We start from the raw sequence: 2,656 nt of genomic DNA, 5'->3' as shown, positions 1-2,656 counted from the left end.
GGATCAGCAACGACATAACCGCTTTCTGCACCAGCCGTTGGTGTCCAGTCATCTGTAGATATTTGACCGCCATTGCTGCTGCTTAAAATCCTTACTGTGCTGTTATCCTGTTGTGCTGCCAATATTCTGTAAGGAAAATGATTGTCTGTTGAAACCCTGTAAAACTGTGCTGTTGGCTGGTTTTGGTATGTGCTCCAGTTATTACCTGCATCAAAACTTACTTGTGCACCTCCGTCATCTGCAACAATCATTCTGTTAGCATCTTCGGGGTCAATCCAAAGATCATGGTGATCGCCATGAGGAGTGTTGATGGCTTTAAAAGTTTTACCGGCATCTGTACTTTTATACATGCCAACATTTAAGGCATAGACTATATTTTCATTTTTAGTATCTGCAAAAACTTTACTAAAATACCAGGCCCGCTGAAGAATATTTGCATCGTCTGTTTGTTTTTCCCAGGTATTTCCACCATCATCGCTGCGGTATAAACCACGGCTTTTGCATTCTATTATTGCAAAAATTCTTTCGGGGTTTACAGCACTTACTGCAATACCAATATTGCCTATTACTTCATTTTTCGGTAACCCTTTTTTGTTCATTAAGTTAGTCCAGGTTTCACCGGCATCGGTACTTTTCCATAAGCCACTGCCTGGGCCACCACTTTCAAGACTGTAGGGCGTACGTTTTACATTCCAGGTACTTGCATATAAAGTAGATGGGTTTCCCGGTTCCATCACAAGTTCTGCAGCTCCCGCATTTGCATTAGCGTACAAAACTTTTCTCCAGTTTTTACCGCCATCTGTTGTTTTATAAACACCACGATCTTCGCTTGAACCAAACAAATGTCCAATGGCCGCTACCCAAACAATATCTGGGTTTTTGGGGTGAATAATGATGCGGCTAATATGTCTTGTATTTTTTAAAGAAAGTAATTTCCAGCTTCTGCCGGCATCATCGCTGCGCCATATTCCATTTAATCCTTCACTTACATTACCACGCAAAGTATTTTCACCTTCACCGGCATATATAATACTTTCATCGCTTGGTGCTACTGAAACAGCGCCAATGGAGCCACCAAAATATTTATCAGAAATGTTTTTCCAGTTGCTGCCGCCATCTGTCGTTTTCCATACGCCACCACCGGTTGCACCAAAGAAAAAAGTATTTTTGTTTTTGTAACTGCCTGCAACAGTACCGCTGCGGCCACCTCTAAATGGGCCAACCTGCCTGTATTTTACATTACTAAAAATGGTAGAGTCTGCAAACGCAACACTGCGTTTCTCTTTTTGAGCATGCACTTTATTTACAGCAAACAAAGCTGTGATGCATAGTATTGTTTTTATCATAAGCTGGTTTAAGGATTGAAATTTACGAAAATGAAATGACGAAAGGAAACCTTGCACCAAGAAAAATTATTCTTAATCGTAAAATAGTTTAAAAATATTCAGGTGTTTTATACAATATGATCAGCAGTATTATGATCATCTGTAATTACATCATATTCAAATATTTCTTTTGAAAAAGCGGCCTCCATTTTTTGTCTGTCAAAATCGTTTTCATTATTTGCAATAAAAATCGTTGCTACGCCATTGCCAATAAAGTTGGTGATGGCACGGGCTTCGCTCATAAACCTATCTACACCCAATAACAAGGCAAGTCCTTCAACAGGAATTACTTTTACCGCAGAAAGGGTAGAAGCAAGCACAATAAAGCCGCTGCCCGTAACGCCTGCAGCACCTTTAGATGTTATCATTAAAATACCGATTACTGTAAAAATTTGTGCGGCAGTTAATTCAATATTAAAAACCTGCGATAAAAATAATACTGCCATAGATAGATAAATAGTAGTACCATCTAAATTAAAAGAGTAACCTGCTGGTACTACCAAACCTACCACAGGTTTGCTGCAACCCATCCCTTCCAGCTTTTCCATAAGAGATGGCAGTGCCGCTTCGGATGAAGAAGTGCCCAGCACAATCAAGAGTTCTTCTTTTATATAATTTAAAAAACGAAAGATATTTATTTTATAAAAACGTAAAATTAAACCCAGCACAACAAAAATAAAAATGGCCATGGTTGCATAAACAGTTATCATTAATTTACCAAGCGGCAATAATGTGGCAATACCATATTTACCAATCGTAAAAGCCATACCACCAAATGCACCAATGGGTGCAAGCAGCATAATAAAATGTAACCCTTTAAACACATATTTAGATGCGGTTGTAAGCATCTCCGTAATTTTAGCGGCATTGGAAAATTTATTTAAACACAGGCCGAATACAATTGAAACCAGAAGAACCTGTATTGTTATATTTTCTTTTAAAAACTGCAGCCAGCTGAAAGATTTTGCAGCAGAAGTATATTGGGCAATATCTGCAGGCTTTACTGCATTTATCTGTACGCCACTACCGGGTTGTATAAGCCATGCAGCTGCTATGCCAATGAGCAGTGCAAAGGTTGTAACAATTTCAAAATATAGGAGTGCTTTGCCACCAACCCTGCCAACTTTTTTAAGATTGTTCATACCACTAATTCCCAATGATATGGTCAGAAAAATAATGGGATAAATAAACAGCTTTATTATTTCTATAAAATACTTTCCCAATGGTTGCATTTGTATTGCAGTTGTTGGTGCAAAATGCCCTAGCAATGC

2 protein-coding genes are annotated in these 2,656 nt (G+C 38.6%); both read right to left on the bottom strand.

The genetic code is table 11. The features are described from left to right. Positions 1 to 1,346: hypothetical protein (locus H7254_RS12245; protein WP_301933234.1), on the bottom strand; the 1,346-nt coding region annotated here is incomplete at its 3' end. Positions 1,347 to 1,453: 107 nt separating this feature from the next. Next, the coding region (locus tag H7254_RS12240; RefSeq protein WP_301933233.1) for a cation:dicarboxylase symporter family transporter at positions 1,454 to 2,656 on the bottom strand (1,203 nt) is incomplete at its 5' end.

It is taken from the genome of Ferruginibacter sp., assembly GCF_014377975.1.
Classification (GTDB): Bacteria; Bacteroidota; Bacteroidia; order Chitinophagales; family Chitinophagaceae; genus Ferruginibacter.
The sequence above is the reverse complement of the archived record's forward strand: the minus strand, read 5'-3'. Positions and strand labels throughout refer to the sequence as shown.